The organism is Chromobacterium amazonense, assembly GCF_001855565.1.
GTDB classification, from domain to species: domain Bacteria; phylum Pseudomonadota; class Gammaproteobacteria; order Burkholderiales; family Chromobacteriaceae; genus Chromobacterium; species Chromobacterium amazonense.
Genome location: NZ_MKCR01000023.1, coordinates 1 through 13,582 on the forward strand (window position 1 = coordinate 1; position 13,582 = coordinate 13,582).

The following is a 13,582-nucleotide window of genomic DNA, read 5'->3' on the forward strand; positions in this document are numbered from 1 at the left end:
CGGGATAAAGCGCTAGCCCCGCAAGCCAAGCGGCAGGCCATCCGCATCATGCTAAGCAGCGGACTGGCATTGTCGGAACGCCGCGCTTGCCGGCTTGTGGGGCTTTCTCGAGACGCCTGGCGACATCCGCCGCAAACCGATGCATTCACGCATCGGCTGACCGCCCGCATCATCGATATCGCCCACACGCGCCGCCGCTTTGGCTATCGGCGAGTGCATGACCTGTTGCGCGCCGAGTTTCCGGGCATCAACCACAAGCGGGTGTACCGCTTGTATCGCGAACAAGGTCTGGCGGTTAGACGACGTAACCGTCGGCGTAAGCTGACCGGCGTGCGCACGCTGCTGCAAGCCGCTACGCAGTGGAATGAGGTGTGGAGCATGGATTTTGTCAGCGACCAGTTAGCCAGTGGTCGGCGCTTGAAATGCCTGACGGTCGCCGATGACTTCAGCCACGAAGCGGTGCAGATTGCGGTGGATTTCTCGATGTCCGGTCAATACGTCACGCGGATGTTGGATCAGGCGGCGCAATTTCGCGGCTATCCGTCAGCGATCCGGACGGACAATGGGCCGGAGTTCACCAGTCGGGCATTCATGGGCTGGGCGCAAAGCCGCGGCATCCGCCACATCCTGATTCAACCAGGCCGGCCGATGCAGAATGGTTACATCGAAAGCTTCAATGCCAGACTCCGCGACGAATGCCTGAACGAGCATGTCTTTGATTCGCTGGCGGAGGCCAGGCAGATCATCTCCGCGTGGCGGGACGATTACAATCAAGTCCGTCCCCATGGATCGATTGGCCGGATACCGCCAGCGGAATTTGCGGCACGCCATCGCCAGGCACAATTAGCAAGCCAAAGATCAGCAGGTTCCACCACCATGCAAACCTAGGACTTCTCTCCTGATTGCTGGTATGGCTAGCGGGGGCAGATCACGGCGACAAAGCCGCCGCGGAGCCGCATTAAAGATACGCAGTAGCTTGGAGGTGAGTAGATGCGATAACAGTTTGGCAGTGTTGATGGCAAGTCAAGTGTGAAAATTCACATTTTCACCGTAAAGTTCGGTTCGACCTGGTCGATAAGTGGTGTAAGCAAGCTACTTTGCCCACACACAGAGCACCAGGAGAGTCATCATGGCCATTACCGTCAACACCAACGTCACGTCGCTGCAAGCCCAGCTGAACCTGAACAATTCGCAGATGTCGCTGTCGCAATCGCTGCAACGCCTGTCTTCCGGCCTGCGCGTCAACAGTGCCAAGGATGACGCGGCTGGTCTCGCGATTTCGCAGACCCTGACGTCCGCCATCCGTGGTAATAACCAGGCGATCAAGAATGCCAACGACGGTACTTCCGTCGGCCAAACCGCTGAAGGCGCGTTGGGTCAGATCGCCAACAACCTGCAGCGTATCCGTGAAATCGCGGTGCAGTCCTCCAACTCGTCCGTCAGCAATACCAACCGTTCGCAGCTGCAAAACGAAGTGGACCAGCTGACCCAGGAAATTTCGCGTATCGTGCAAACTACCCAGTTCAACGGCACCCAGCTGTTGTCCGGTAGTGCGATTCTGACCTTCCAAGTGGGTTCGTCTGGCGCCAGCAGCAACCAGGTATCGATTTCGTCCGTGGACTTGACTTCGGGCGGCGTGTTGTGCAGCTACAACTCGTCGCTGACGGCAACCGGTACGATTAACATTACGACTCAGTCTGGTGCCTCTGCCCTGCTGTCCACGCTCGATAGCGACATCGCCGAAATTTCCACTGTACGTTCTACTTGGGGTGCGGTACAAAACCGGTTTGACGCGGTGGTGGCAAACCTGCAGAGTTATGTGCAAAACCTGACTGCAGCCAACAGCCGTATTGTGGATGTGGACTTTGCCGCGGAAACGGCTAATCTGACGAAAAACCAGATTCTGCAACAGGCCGGCGCCTCGATTCTGAAGCAAGCGAATACTATACCTCAAGCAGCATTGACGCTGCTGCAGTAAAGCGTAGCCTGATGGTATAGCCAGAGTGCAGCTCCGGTTGGGCAGCCGGGGCTGCGTTCATGAGGAGTATGATCATGCAAATCCCGTCCATTTTATCGCCTGCTGCGCCTGCGTCGGCAGCGCCAGTGCAGCGTCAACAGTTGGTTGAGTTGGCTCAGGCGCCTGCGGGTGATCAGAATCAGCCCGTGTTGGCTGATTCCACACAGGCAGTTGCCGCGGCTGGGCAGAGCCAGCAGCAACAGTCTTCTGCGGATGCGCAGAAAAAACAGCTAACCGATCCCAAGCAACTGCAGGAATCGGTGAACCAGTTGAACAATGCAGCAACGCTGTACAATAGCTCCTTGCAGTTTTCGGTCGACAAGGACACCGGCGCAACGGTGGTGAAAGTCGTCGACAAAGAGAACAACAAGGTGATTCGTCAGATTCCATCTGAAGAAGCGCTGCGCATCGCCAAGGCGATCGGCGACTTCAAAGGACTCTTGCTGAAGGACAAAGCCTGATCAAACTGTCCTGACGCGATGCGGTGCGAACATAAGGACACAAAAAAATGGCAGCCATTACCAGTTCCGTGGGCGTTTTGGATGTGCAGGGCATTGTCAGCCAGCTGATGATGATTGAAAGACAGCCGCTGAATGCCAGTTTGGGAAAGACTGACCAGTACAATACCCAGTTGAGTACCGTCGGCAGATTGAGCTCGTCTTTATCGGCGCTGCAGACGGCGATGACTTCGCTGTCGTCTGGGCGGTTCCTGCAGGTATTCAAAGCCTCCGTCAGCGATGGGGCCATGGCGTCGGTGTCTACCACTACGGGTGGCAATACCGGGACTTATCAGATATCGGTAGATAAATTGGCGACCAATCGCCAGCTGGTTTTTGATCGGTTGGGTGGGGAGACCATATCCAAGTCCGATGCGGTGGTTAGCACCAAGCTGGACCAGCTGACCTTTCAGGTGGGCGGCAAAACGCAGACAGTCAAACTGATCGACAAGCCTGGTGACGCGGTGACGCTGCAAACCATTAACGACAAAATCAATGCCGCGGGCATCGGGATTAATTCGAGCATCGTTCAAAACGGCAAGGATTACAAGCTGGTGTTGGTCGCGGCCAATTCGGGTACTGACAATCAGTTTAGCATCGCAGGTAGCGATCACGACTCCGGCAACACCTCCGGCTCCACCCTGGCAGGACTGACGCAAAGCGATGCGGCAGGGAAGGAGTCCCTGAATGCCCAGAATGCCAGCCTGACCGTCAATGGCGTGGCGGTGAGCGCGGGCAGCAACCGCATATCATCGGCTGTGGCCGGCGTGGAAATCGATTTGTACAAGCCGGGCAGCTTCACAGTCTCCCTTGCCTCAGACAACGCTGGCATCAACAAGAACCTGCAATCATTTGTCGATGCCTATAACCAGGTTGTCAGCGATGTAAAGGATGCGCGCAAGGGCGCCCTGAAGGGCAACGCTTCGATCCTGGATATCCAGAGTCGGCTGCAGCAAGTGCTGTCAGTAGGGGTGGAGGGTGCGGATCCGGTGAATTCGTATGCGTTCTTGTCGCAAGTCGGCATTTCTCTGCAGAAGGATGGCACGCTGAAGGTCGATCAGAACGCGTTCAATGACGCGCTTAAGAAGGACAAGCAAGCTGTTGCCAACCTGTTTGGCAATGCCAACAATACAGGTTTTGCCCAGCGTTTCAATCAGGCAATCAACAGCATGCTGGGTCCTACCGGCTTGATCGAAACCAGCAAGGCATCGATCAAGAGCCGTGTGGATCAGGAGGCCCAGCTGCAAAGCTCTCTGCAAGCCAGATTGGATACCAAGCAAAGCCAGTTGTTGCAGCAGTATACGAACCTGAACAAAACGCTGGCGCAGATGCAGGCAGGTTCGAGTAGCCTGTTCAACCTGATTTCCAAGTAGAATCGCAGAAGGCGGCGTTGGCTGTCTTAAGCCTAGAAAATGATGGTGACTCATGCTGAATTCACGAATGCTCAAGCAGTTCAATCAGGCATATGCCAACGACGCCCTAAAGGCGGCGATATACGGTGCGAGTCCGATTGGCATCGTCGTGATGCTTTACGAAGGCGTGATCAAGGCGCTGAGTTCCGCCAGCTTAGCCATTGACAACAATCGTTTCGATGAAAAAGCCAGGATGATCGGCAAGGCAATCGATATCCTTGAGGGCTTGCGCATTGCGCTGGACCTGGAGCAGGGCTCCGAGGCCGCGGTCAACCTGAATGAGCTGTACATTTATATGAAGATGCGCTTGGCCAAGGCTAGTCTGAAGAACGACAAGGAAATCCTGGCCGAAGTCAAAGGCCTGATGGAAACCATTCTGCCTGCCTGGCAACAGGTTGACCGAGCCAATTCCGCCGCGCAGGCCGAGGCGAATACCGGTTCAGGAGCGTGATGACAGGCATGCCCGCGCAATTTGCCTCCACCCCGAAGGGCTTGGCTAATTTAATAGACCAGTTGGAGCCTTTGGCAAAACAGTTGCTGGAAGCGGCCAATCAACGCGAGCGGCCGCGTTTTGTTGAATTGTTCACCTTGCATGAAGGCTATACTCACCAGCTATTGCAACGGCTGGAGGCTGGCGAGCGAGACAAACTCAGCCCCGAGCAGCGCGACGCCTTGAAGCGCGTGTTGGCCTTGCGTCTTGAGGTGCAGACGCAGATCGCGTCCTGGGCGGACCAGGTCAAGCATGAGTTGAGGGCTTTGAGCCAGAGTTCCAAGCTCAATCGTCAGTACAAATCATGATGCCGCGTTGCTATATGTCGGCCCGCTTGGCGGGGCGGCGTCTTGGATGAGGAATGAGCCGGTTTTGACTTGGGTTGCGCTATTTTTCGCCATACACTTAAAGTCAATGTGGATGCTCACCCAAGGGGATTCTCCATGACCGGCGCCTTCTTTCCGTACCTGATGGTTGCGCTGTGGCTTGTACTGGCGGTGGCCATTGTTTACCTGTTCGGGCGATTGCAGCGACTGGAAAGCAAGCGGGACAGCCTCACCTCGCTGTATTTGGACCAGCAGCAGCAGCAAATCAGCGCGCTGCAGCGGGATGTAGCGCGCTTGCAGTCTAAGTTTGATCATCAGGCGACCGGCGATGCGGGATTGAGTCCTTACAATCAAGCCATAGAAATGATACGCCAGGGTTTGACCGCTTCCGAGGTGGCTTCTCGCTGTGGGATTTCCCGCAGTGAGGCAGAGCTGATCGTATCGCTTTACCGTAATAGCCCCACTTCATGATCCCATCGTTACCCAACGCCGTTTCCACCGCCTCGCAAGGCACGACGCAGACGCTTAACCAGCTGCGCACCTCGGTGGATACCAGCCGGCTGCTGGAAGCGCTCAGCCAGCCGGACAGCCCGCCATCATTGATGGTGGGAGAGTTGTTGACGGCCAAGGTGGCAGACCAGCTGGGCAATAATCAGTTGGCCGTTCTGATCAAGAACGCCCTGTTCACGCTGAACCTGCCCCAAGGCACCCATTTGCCCAGCGATAGCCTGAATCTGAAAGTGGTGTCGCTGTCCCCCACGTTGACCTTTCAATTGCAGGATGGCGGCAAGGAAACCCCGCCGCCGCAGGACAGCTCGGTCGCCGTCAAACTCAGCACCGCATCCCGCTATCTGACCACTTTGCTGAGCACGCCGAGAGAAGAAACGCATTCAGCCAATACCGCTGGCACCGGTGCAACGGCAAAGCATTTGCCCTTGCAGCTGGATGCCGGCGAGCACCCGCCTGAGCAACTGGCCAAGCAGTTGCAGTTGAATGTCAAACAGAGCGGCTTGTTCTATGAGTCCCACCTCAAGGATTTCAGCAATGGCTTGCATTCTCTGGAGCAGTTGAAGCAGGAGCCGCAGGCCAAGTTGACGCTGACCATGCAGGCCTTGGATGAGGGGCAAAAGAATAACAACGCGGTGAAGCCGCAATTACAGGAACTGGGCCATTTGGTGCAGCGGCAATTGGATGGTTTGGAACAGCGTACCGTGCAGTTTCAGGGCTTGGCTTGGCCCGGCCAGCTGATGGATATGCAAATCCAGCAGGAGCCCATGGAAAACGAGCGCCAGGGGGATGGGCAAGAGGACATTCCGGTGTGGAACACCAGTCTATCGCTGGCTTTGCCTGCGCTGGGCGGCATGGGGGTGAGAGTGCGCTTGGTTGGACAGTCGGTACAAGTGTCTTTCAAGGCCGATGACGAGGATACGAGCCAGCTGATCAGGCAGCATGCCGCGCGTTTGCGCGATGGCATGGAGGCCGCTGGCCTGACCTTGGCTGGCCTGGCGGTGAGTCAGAATGAATCAGCAGCAGAATGACGACAAGCGCCGCTCTGCGGTGGCGTTGTCTTATCAGGAGGGCCATCGTTCGCCGCTGGTGGTGGCCAAGGGCTATGGTCAGATGGCCCAACGCATCATCGAATGCGCGCAGGATGCCGGCGTTTTTGTCCACGATTCGCCCGAGCTGGTCTCGCTGTTGATGCAGGTTGATCTGGACAAGCATATCCCCCCGGAACTGTATCGAGCCGTCGCTGAAATCCTGGCGTTCGTCTACTACCTGGAAAAACAGGCTGGCTCGGCGCAAACCGAATTCGAAGACTGGATCAACGACCGGCGCGCCCCGGTCAGCAACCGTTAAGCCCCTAGCGCCGTTTGGCGCAATCCCCTATGCTCAGCCGATTACGCTACCCCGCTTGGAGAATCGCATGCGCATCGGTTATATCGGTCTTGGCATCATGGGTCGTCCCTGTGTCCTCAATTTGTTGAAGGCGGGCTACCCGGTCCGCGTCTGGGCGCGCAAGCGCGAAAGTGCCCAGGCTTTGCTGGATGCCGGCGCGGAATGGGCGGCCAGTCCCGCGGAGTTGGCCGCGCAGGTCGACGTGCTGGTCACCAATGTGTCCGATACGGCCGATGTGGAGCAGGTGCTGCTGGGGGAGCGCGGCGCGGTCCATGGCGGCAAGCCGGGACTGGTGTGCGTGGATATGAGCACCATCGCGCCGAATGGCGCGCGCCGCATCGCCGCGGCCTTGTCTGAAAAAGGGATCGATTTCCTGGATTGTCCGGTATCCGGCGGCGAAGTCGGCGCCATCAACGGTACCCTGACCATCATGGTAGGCGGCAAGGCCGAGGCTTTGGAGAAGGCGCGGCCGGCCTTGCTGGCTATGGGACAGACCATTACCCACATCGGCGCCAGCGGCGCCGGCCAGGTGGCCAAGGCGTGCAACCAGATCGCCGTCGCGGTGGGCGTGGCGGCGGTGGCCGAAATCGTCAAACTGGCGCGCGCCTGCGATGTCGATCCCGCGCCGGTACGCGCGGCGCTGCTGGGCGGCTTCGCGCAAAGCCGCGTGCTGGATGTGCATGGCCAGCGCATGATAGACGACAACTACGCGCCAGGCTTCAAGGCCAAGCTGCACGCCAAGGATATGCATATCGTATTGGATACCGCGCGGGAGCAGGGCATCAGTCTGCCAGCCGCGGAGCGCACAATGCATTTGATCGATCAGTTGGTCGAGCAGGGCGATGGCGAGCTGGATTCGGCGGCGATTGCCAGGCTGATTTGGCAACAAAACTAAGCTTGTTGGCACGCAAAACGGGCCGCGCAAATTGCGCGGCCCGTTTTCAATGATAGAGGCGGGATCGAGCGCTTAGCCGATACGATCCTTCAATTGCTTGCTGGCGACGAACGCCACCTTGCGCTTGGCCGGAATCTGGATGGTTTCGCCGGTTTTCGGATTGCGGCCGGTGCGTGCTGCGCTTTCCTTCACCTTGAACTTGCCGGCCACGATGCTGAGCTCGCCATTGTTGGCCAGGGTGTCCAGCAGCACTTCGTCGAAGGCACCCAGAACGCGCAGAACATCGGCTTTATTCAGGCCGGACTTGTCGGAAAGAAGGGCAATCAGTTCGGCTTTGGTCATGGTGTGCGTCTTTCGCATAGAGTAAAACCCCATTTTCTGCGATTTTGCGTCCCTGATAAAGGTGAAAAAGCAGGATGTGATTATAAATGTTCGTGTAATGCCATCCTGAGTGGCGTGCTTGCCGCAGAATGTGCCTGGCGGGAGCGCTTCAAGCTGCTAGTCATGCTGCCGCTTGGATTTTGTATCACAGGTTGATTGTTCTGTTCAGCATTGTCTTCCTCATTCTAGAATGCGGACTCACGCGATCTGAATAAGGGATACGGCATGTTGGCAGCGATAAAATCGATAGGACTGGCAGCCCTGCTGGCCATGGCGCTGGCTTGGCAACCCGCCATGGCCAAAAGGGTGGCAGGGTCGACCAATCTCGCGACGGAAGACAGCTATATCAATCATGATGGGCTTTGTTGCACAAATCACCCTCCCTGTAGGCGGGGTAGAATGACGGCATGAGTAAGCCCACCCCGCCCAAGTACAAGACCACTAACTGGAAGACCTACAATGCTGCGCTCAAGGCGCGTGGGTCGCTGATGATCTGGTTGGACCGTGACATGCGCTGGCATGGTTCTGCGCTCGGCAAACGCGGACGGACACTGACCTTCAGCGATGCCGCCATTCAGTTCTGCCTGACGATCAAATGCCTGTTCAATCTTGCGCTCCGACAGGCCGTGGGTATGGTGCAAAGCCTGCTAAAACTGGCGGGGCTAGACTGGCTAACGCCGGACTACAGCACCGTATGCCGGCGGCAAAAGCATTTGCAGGTGGCCATTCCTTGCCGTCCAAGCACGACCGGGCTGCACCTGTTGATCGACAGCACCGGCATCAAGATGCTGGGTGAAGGCGAATGGAAAACGAAGAAACACGGCGCGGAGTACCGCCGTCAGTGGCGCAAGGTGCATTTGGGCATTGATGCGCAGACGCTGGAAATCCGAGCGATTGAAGTGACCGACAACGCGGTGGGCGATGCGCCAATGTTGCCGGAGTTGCTGGACCAGATTCCTGCGGGGGAACGGATTGCTGCAGTAAGTGGCGATGGTGCCTACGACACCAAAGGCTGCCATGAAGCGATTGCCAAGCGAAAAGCCGAGGCGGTGATTCCTACCCGGAAGAATGCCAAGCCGTGGAAGGAAAATCGGTTGGGCGCCCATGTCCGAAACGAGATACTGCGTGCTACCCGGCTCCTGGGACGAGCGATCTGGAGGAAATGGAGCGGTTACCATCGCCACAGCCTGGTGGAAACCAAGATGCGCTGTTTCAAGCTGCTGGGCGAGCGGGTGATGGCAAGGGACTTCGACCGTCAAGTCGCAGAGCTCCAAGTGCGAGCGGCGATCTTGAACCGTTTCACGCGGCTCGGGACGCCGATGACGGTGCGCATGCCATAAATCCGCCCAGGGAAAGGGGCTTTGCATGCCGAAGCCTATTTATGCAACAAAGCCGGGAAAGGGGAGCCTCGCCCTGTTCTGGATTTATGCAACAGCGCCCCATGCGCACAGCGCGATCGCGGACTTCTGGGGAAAACTTGGTGGATTTGCTCATAGCTCCATTCTCTCAAGTGAGGGAGCCTCCGCGAAACCCGGGGCGGTTCAAAAAGCCAACCTCTTTCGGGGTTGGCTTTTTCGTTTTAATTGCTTGCGCGGCCTTTGGCTATCCTACTCCTTCCAGAAAGTCCATGGAGGCGGGGCTATGGCATAGGAGAGAATCGATTTGTTGTCGGCTGAGTTTTTTAGATAAGTCTCTTTGCATAGTGATTGAATTTCGGGAATTTTTGTCTTTGCATAAACTGTCATAAGATATTCTGGCGTGAAATATATGTCGCATATTTTTACGAATTTTTTTTCACTTACCCAATCAAAAATGACTCCCTGATTAAATTCACTCAGCCTTATTCCGGAAGGTGTTGCGTAGAAAATTGCCATGTCTGGCTTTATGTAATCCAGGTACTCGCGTGTCAAGCCGTGTCGCCCTATTTGGCTATTCGCAAGACCGACATTATCCAGCACATTTATTTTGGAATAATAGGCCGCCATACCAGCGTCGCCAAATGCAAACGTTTTTATGTTGTATTTTTCTGATATTTCTTCTAAAACTCTTCCTAGCTGCGCATGTGAAATAAGTGCCCTCGGATAATAAAATGCAGTACTAAGTGATGTTGATATCATAAAAAATGAAAAAAGGATTGCTGGAGCAATAACATTATGGATGATGTTGCCGGGCGAATTCGGCGGTTTTTTCTCAACTGATTTCTGTAAGGTAATTTTGCCGGGCTTCTTATTTAAAAAATAGCAATGTAGAAAATAGCTTGGAGCAAAAATATGAAATGCAAATCGCCATGCATAATTCATCTGCAGATCAGAAGTTGAGTAACTTCCGATCATTGCACAGAAAGTTCCCAGCACAAGCACGAAGAATTTTGGACGCTTGGCTACAGTTGTAGCGGCCAAAATAGCGGGGGCGGAAAAAAAGGCAAAAATCAAAAAATTTTTAACCGAAAATCTTGCACCAGATTTGATGTGAAAAGTATTGGGAAGTGGGTCGCCAAAGTGAATGTAGTGAAAGATAAAATAGGCGATCAAAAGAAGGGACAAGACAATGAGGGGGATAACTCCTCTCCGAGCGCTGAGATTTATGGATTTTAAATACCGAATTGGGTGTTTGAGTGCCCAATTCACATTTTCTTCCTTATCGTTTATTGCAAAATATATCGGGATCAGTATTGCAAAAATCCAGCTTTCTGGGCGCGTAATAAACAATAGGCTGGAGAGCAATATTGACTCGAAAACCTTTTCTTCGTAGAGTGATATCAGTAGTGCGCCAAGAAGAAAAACAAATAAAAATGTTTCAAGCCCTGAAAAGGCGTGAATTATTGTTCCTGGGAGACAGATAAATCCCAATAGTAATAGCCTTGATTGATTAACTCTTTTTCTGAACCAGATAAAAAATGCTGCAACAGTTAAAATCGAGAGCATTTTGAAAAAAAACACAACATCGAAATTAATAAAATTTGAGAGTATGCTAATTAATGCAAAAATGGGATTTGTGTAGGCTTGGACCATATCAATTCGGGTTGGATTATAATTCCACAATCCGAATTCAATAAGATTCCTGCCGTATCTCCATGAGATGAATGCATCATCAACTGTAAATCGAGAGAAGATATAAAATGAGGTAAGGGTGGCAAGGATTAAAACAGCAGAGGCTGTTAGATTAATTTTATTTTTTGAGATCATGGCGCTATTTTAGATGTTGATATTTTTAAAAATCAAAAACGGAATGTGCTGAATTGTGAGCATTATTAACCGCCACCTATTTGGGGTGTAGATAACCAGTTTGCACGATTCTATGCCATCAACAATCTGCTTTGCCACGCCTTCAACAGGCGCGAGTTTGGCCCCCTTACTCTTTAGATTAGCCGTCATCGGAGTATCAGTCGGCCCAGGCTTGATCAGCACCACCTTGACCCCGCTACCCGCAAAACGGTGCTGCAAGCCTTGGGTATAGCGGGTAACCAGTCCTTTGGCTGCTCCGTAGACATAGTTGGACTTGCGCCCCCTGTCCCCGGCTACGGAGCCAATCAAGGCAATGGTGCCGTGGTTGGCTTTTTCCATCTCTTTGGCAAAGGCCTCGGCATAGAGGACGGGTGATATCCCGTTGATCTCCAGTGCGTCGCGGCAATACTGAAGGTCGTTCTGACACTCGGTCTGCTCGGGCAGCGACCCATGCGCAATCAGGACGATATCGACGCGACCCGATTTGACGATATACCCAGCCGTGGCGTCTATGGTTTCGGGGTCCATAAACTCAGCCTGGATGACCCGGATTTCCGATTCAGGGCTGCGCACCTTGAGGTCTGTGGCCACCCGTTCGATGCGCTGTGCATCGCGCCCCACCAAAGTCAGATCGGCCGGCTGCTTTTTCAGCCAGAGCCTTGCGCAGTGCTCGGCGATGGCCGAGGTGGCTCCAATAATGACGATTCTTTTCTTGTTGTTCATTCAACCTCCCATCAAACGGCGTGAGAGACCGGAGCTGATGCCCGGGTCCCTGTATTTCATGAATTCGGCCAGGCGCGGATAGCCTGCTTCGAAGAGTTCTCTGGGCATTCGTGCATCTTTGGCCAAGTAAATGCGGCCCTTGGCCTCATGCACGATGGCATCCAGGCGCTCGAATAGTTGGTGCGTTCGCTCGCCGTGATTCGGAAAGTCCAGCGCCAGCGTGACCCCCGGCTGTGGAAAGCTCAGCATCCCTACCGGCTGGCGGTTGCCAAAGGTCTTCAGTACAGCCAGGAATGAGCCATCGCCAGAGCGAGCGATTTCTTTAAGCATGGCCTGAACGGCCTCTTGCCCGACTTCGCGTGGCACCACACTCTGGTACTGGAAGAAGCCCTTAGGCCCGTACATCCGGTTCCACTCGAGCAGGTTGTCCAAGGGATAGAAAAACGGCTCGTAGTGCGTAATGGCCCGCCCAGCTCGCACCTTCTTAAGATGGTAGTAGGCCATGTTAAAGGGGCGCAGCGACAACCGATTGACCAGGGAAACGGGTGGCACCATCGGCATGGTCAGCTTACGACCCTGAGGTGCCGAGCGATCTCTGACATTGGTGGGGTTGCCGCGCATGAACAAGCCACGCCCGCCGCCCCCTGTGATGCAGTCAATCCAGGACACAGTGTGTTCCCAATCGGCCTCGGAATCATCCGCGAGCCGGAAGAACTCATTCAGGTTGGCATAGGGCACGGTCTCAGTGTCCAGCCATGGTCCAGCCACGCGGCGCAACTGGATCTCGGCTTGCGTGATCACCCCAGTCAGGCCCAATCCTCCGACCGTGGCAGCGAACCAATCGGCTTGCTCATGTGGCCCGCACTGGATGACCTCGCCATCGGTCCGGATAAGGGTGATGTTCTGGACGTGATCGCCGAAAGAGCCGAGTACGTGATGGTTCTTGCCGTGGACATCGTTGGCGATCGCCCCCCCAACGGTTACCAATTGCGTCCCCGGTGTTACCGGCAGAATCCAGCCGCGAGGGATGACCAGTCGCTGGATGTCCCTTAGTAACACGCCAGCCTCACACACCAGGCGGCCGGTGCTGTCGTCAAAAGCGATGAAGTGGTCGAGTCCGGTCGTGATCCAAAGAGTGCCTTCCGGGTTCAGGCAGACGTCGCCATAGCTGCGGCCCATGCCATGAGCCACACCCGGGTGCGTTCCATTACAAACCAGACTCTTGACCTTAGAAGGATCATTCAGACCGACGACATGATGAGGATCGGTGCTCAAGCGCCCCCAGGAAGTAACCGGCTTCATACGGCCTCCGTGCGGAAGACGTAACGCTTATCCAGGTGGTACTTTGTCAGGTAGCCGATCGCAAGACCAATAACGCCGCCGAGGTAGCGCATTTCCTTGGTTTCAAAGATGTACTGGAAGCCAAACTCGAAGCCCCAGAAGATCACGGTCGTGGCCAAGCCCATGACGGTATAGAGGGCGAAGGTCTGGGTGTCGTGGGCGACGCTGCGTGCCCTGAAGCGGAAAATGTAGCGCTTGTCGAGGATGTACTTGACGACAAGACCAACGCCTGTGCCCACGACGACCGAGGCCAGAATATCGAAGGCGCCGCTGTAGGTCCGGATGACAAGATCCTGAGCGCCGATGTTTGCTGCAGTTGCGATTAGTGCGAAAATGGCATAGTTAATTGCCAGCTTGGTAGAAGAGAACATCTAATATGG

At 55.0% G+C, this 13,582-nt stretch carries 17 protein-coding genes; 12 read left to right on the plus strand and 5 right to left on the minus strand.

The window, feature by feature from the left end; translation table 11 throughout:
- The 10 genes from BI343_RS09960 to BI343_RS10005 all read left to right on the plus strand — a co-directional run.
- Positions 1–888 (plus strand): IS3 family transposase (locus BI343_RS09960; RefSeq protein WP_083340896.1); only part of this gene is annotated, 888 nt, incomplete at its 5' end.
- A 241-nt stretch (positions 889–1,129) separates the two neighbouring features.
- Positions 1,130–1,978, plus strand: coding sequence for a flagellin N-terminal helical domain-containing protein (locus tag BI343_RS09965; RefSeq protein WP_071109582.1), 849 nt, complete (start codon positions 1,130–1,132; stop codon positions 1,976–1,978).
- 74 nt (positions 1,979–2,052) lie between these two features.
- Positions 2,053–2,478 (plus strand): flagellar protein FlaG, encoded by a 426-nt coding sequence (locus BI343_RS09970; RefSeq protein WP_071109612.1) that lies wholly within the window; start codon positions 2,053–2,055, stop codon positions 2,476–2,478.
- A 47-nt stretch (positions 2,479–2,525) separates the two neighbouring features.
- Positions 2,526–3,887, plus strand: a complete 1,362-nt coding sequence (gene fliD / locus BI343_RS09975) for a flagellar filament capping protein FliD (protein WP_071109583.1) — start codon at positions 2,526–2,528, stop codon at positions 3,885–3,887.
- Between the two features lie 67 nt (positions 3,888–3,954).
- Positions 3,955–4,377 carry a flagellar export chaperone FliS gene (gene fliS, locus BI343_RS09980; protein WP_244886619.1) on the plus strand — a complete coding sequence of 141 codons (423 nt, stop codon included), beginning with the start codon at positions 3,955–3,957 and terminating at the stop codon, positions 4,375–4,377.
- An 8-nt stretch (positions 4,378–4,385) separates the two neighbouring features.
- Entirely contained in the window at positions 4,386–4,724 is a 339-nt protein-coding gene (locus BI343_RS09985; RefSeq protein ID WP_169828999.1) for a flagellar protein FliT, read from the plus strand.
- Positions 4,725–4,859: 135 nt separating this feature from the next.
- Complete coding sequence (locus BI343_RS09990; protein WP_071109586.1) at positions 4,860–5,213, plus strand: DUF2802 domain-containing protein; 354 nt, start codon at positions 4,860–4,862, stop codon at positions 5,211–5,213.
- The gene (gene fliK, locus BI343_RS09995) at positions 5,210–6,280 is read left to right on the plus strand and encodes a flagellar hook-length control protein FliK (RefSeq protein WP_071109587.1); all 1,071 of its coding nucleotides are present in this window, start codon (positions 5,210–5,212) and stop codon (positions 6,278–6,280) included. The genes BI343_RS09990 and fliK overlap by 4 nt, the downstream gene beginning before the upstream one ends.
- Positions 6,261–6,599: an EscU/YscU/HrcU family type III secretion system export apparatus switch protein gene (locus BI343_RS10000; protein ID WP_043621982.1), complete on the plus strand. Its 339-nt coding sequence runs from the start codon at positions 6,261–6,263 to the stop codon at positions 6,597–6,599. The genes fliK and BI343_RS10000 overlap by 20 nt, the downstream gene beginning before the upstream one ends.
- Before the next feature lie 67 nt (positions 6,600–6,666).
- On the plus strand, positions 6,667–7,533 hold the full coding sequence (locus BI343_RS10005) for an NAD(P)-dependent oxidoreductase (RefSeq protein ID WP_071109588.1): 867 nt from the start codon (positions 6,667–6,669) through the stop codon (positions 7,531–7,533).
- Between the two features lie 72 nt (positions 7,534–7,605).
- Here the strand turns inward: BI343_RS10005 and BI343_RS10010 are convergent, their stop codons facing one another.
- Positions 7,606–7,875, minus strand: coding sequence for an HU family DNA-binding protein (locus tag BI343_RS10010; RefSeq protein WP_043621976.1), 270 nt, complete (start codon positions 7,873–7,875; stop codon positions 7,606–7,608).
- A 309-nt stretch (positions 7,876–8,184) separates the two neighbouring features.
- Between BI343_RS10010 and BI343_RS20745 the strand changes: the two genes are divergently transcribed.
- Positions 8,185–8,325 carry a DUF3761 domain-containing protein gene (locus tag BI343_RS20745; protein ID WP_479686412.1) on the plus strand — a complete coding sequence of 47 codons (141 nt, stop codon included), beginning with the start codon at positions 8,185–8,187 and terminating at the stop codon, positions 8,323–8,325.
- A complete protein-coding gene (locus BI343_RS10015) occupies positions 8,322–9,254 on the plus strand; it encodes an IS5 family transposase (RefSeq protein WP_071109589.1) in 933 nt (310 codons plus the stop codon). Before BI343_RS20745 ends, BI343_RS10015 begins: the two co-directional genes overlap by 4 nt.
- A gap of 267 nt (positions 9,255–9,521) precedes the next feature.
- On the opposite strand, the gene BI343_RS19650 is transcribed toward BI343_RS10015, so the two are convergent.
- From BI343_RS19650 to BI343_RS10030, 4 genes are read right to left on the minus strand one after another with little or no spacing between them, the layout of a single operon-like run.
- Complete coding sequence (locus BI343_RS19650) at positions 9,522–11,099, minus strand: hypothetical protein (RefSeq protein WP_139165699.1); 1,578 nt, start codon at positions 11,097–11,099, stop codon at positions 9,522–9,524.
- A gap of 9 nt (positions 11,100–11,108) precedes the next feature.
- The gene (locus BI343_RS10020; RefSeq protein ID WP_071109590.1) at positions 11,109–11,861 is read right to left on the minus strand and encodes an SDR family NAD(P)-dependent oxidoreductase; all 753 of its coding nucleotides are present in this window, start codon (positions 11,859–11,861) and stop codon (positions 11,109–11,111) included.
- Positions 11,862–13,163: an FAD-binding oxidoreductase gene (locus tag BI343_RS10025; RefSeq protein ID WP_071109591.1), complete on the minus strand. Its 1,302-nt coding sequence runs from the start codon at positions 13,161–13,163 to the stop codon at positions 11,862–11,864.
- Entirely contained in the window at positions 13,160–13,573 is a 414-nt protein-coding gene (locus BI343_RS10030; protein WP_071109592.1) for a GtrA family protein, read from the minus strand. The genes BI343_RS10025 and BI343_RS10030 overlap by 4 nt, the downstream gene beginning before the upstream one ends.
- Positions 13,574–13,582: the final 9 nt, after the last annotated feature.

What these genes read in the sequence shown, in the direction of transcription:
- BI343_RS09965 (WP_071109582.1), top strand. Translation starts at nt 1,130, where the DNA reads ATGGCCATTACCGTCAACACCAACGTCACGTCGCTGCAAGCCCAGCTG.
- BI343_RS09970 (WP_071109612.1), top strand. Translation starts at nt 2,053, where the DNA reads ATGCAAATCCCGTCCATTTTATCGCCTGCTGCGCCTGCGTCGGCAGCG.
- fliD (WP_071109583.1), top strand. Translation starts at nt 2,526, where the DNA reads ATGGCAGCCATTACCAGTTCCGTGGGCGTTTTGGATGTGCAGGGCATT.
- fliS (WP_244886619.1), top strand. Translation starts at nt 3,955, where the DNA reads ATGCTCAAGCAGTTCAATCAGGCATATGCCAACGACGCCCTAAAGGCG.
- BI343_RS09985 (WP_169828999.1), top strand. Translation starts at nt 4,386, where the DNA reads ATGCCCGCGCAATTTGCCTCCACCCCGAAGGGCTTGGCTAATTTAATA.
- BI343_RS09990 (WP_071109586.1), top strand. Translation starts at nt 4,860, where the DNA reads ATGACCGGCGCCTTCTTTCCGTACCTGATGGTTGCGCTGTGGCTTGTA.
- fliK (WP_071109587.1), top strand. Translation starts at nt 5,210, where the DNA reads ATGATCCCATCGTTACCCAACGCCGTTTCCACCGCCTCGCAAGGCACG.
- BI343_RS10000 (WP_043621982.1), top strand. Translation starts at nt 6,261, where the DNA reads ATGAATCAGCAGCAGAATGACGACAAGCGCCGCTCTGCGGTGGCGTTG.
- BI343_RS10005 (WP_071109588.1), top strand. Translation starts at nt 6,667, where the DNA reads ATGCGCATCGGTTATATCGGTCTTGGCATCATGGGTCGTCCCTGTGTC.
- BI343_RS10010 (WP_043621976.1), bottom strand. Translation starts at nt 7,875, where the DNA reads ATGACCAAAGCCGAACTGATTGCCCTTCTTTCCGACAAGTCCGGCCTG.
- BI343_RS20745 (WP_479686412.1), top strand. Translation starts at nt 8,185, where the DNA reads ATGGCGCTGGCTTGGCAACCCGCCATGGCCAAAAGGGTGGCAGGGTCG.
- BI343_RS10015 (WP_071109589.1), top strand. Translation starts at nt 8,322, where the DNA reads ATGAGTAAGCCCACCCCGCCCAAGTACAAGACCACTAACTGGAAGACC.
- BI343_RS19650 (WP_139165699.1), bottom strand. Translation starts at nt 11,099, where the DNA reads ATGATCTCAAAAAATAAAATTAATCTAACAGCCTCTGCTGTTTTAATC.
- BI343_RS10020 (WP_071109590.1), bottom strand. Translation starts at nt 11,861, where the DNA reads ATGAACAACAAGAAAAGAATCGTCATTATTGGAGCCACCTCGGCCATC.
- BI343_RS10025 (WP_071109591.1), bottom strand. Translation starts at nt 13,163, where the DNA reads ATGAAGCCGGTTACTTCCTGGGGGCGCTTGAGCACCGATCCTCATCAT.
- BI343_RS10030 (WP_071109592.1), bottom strand. Translation starts at nt 13,573, where the DNA reads ATGTTCTCTTCTACCAAGCTGGCAATTAACTATGCCATTTTCGCACTA.